Genomic DNA, 273 nt, shown 5'->3' on the forward strand with positions numbered 1-273 from the left:
TGGAATGTGTGTATAGGACTCGCAGGCGTGTTTTGCAAACCAGACAGATCAGATAAAGTTGCTTTGAGAGAGGAATCTTCAAATCTTTTGAATTTTATGTGAAGAGGTTTGTCATTTTTGATTTATTTGTGCTTATCTGTAATATGCTAAGTAAAAGTTGGAGAGAGGCAAAAAGCGAGTTTACAATAAAAAATGTGCAATTGCCTTTAATTTGAGAAGAAAAGATACAAGTAAGATATGATTATATTTGGTACATTTCTTACAGAGCCAGTA

This window comes from Bartonella sp. AA2SXKL, assembly GCF_042197205.1.
GTDB lineage: Bacteria > Pseudomonadota > Alphaproteobacteria > Rhizobiales > Rhizobiaceae > Bartonella.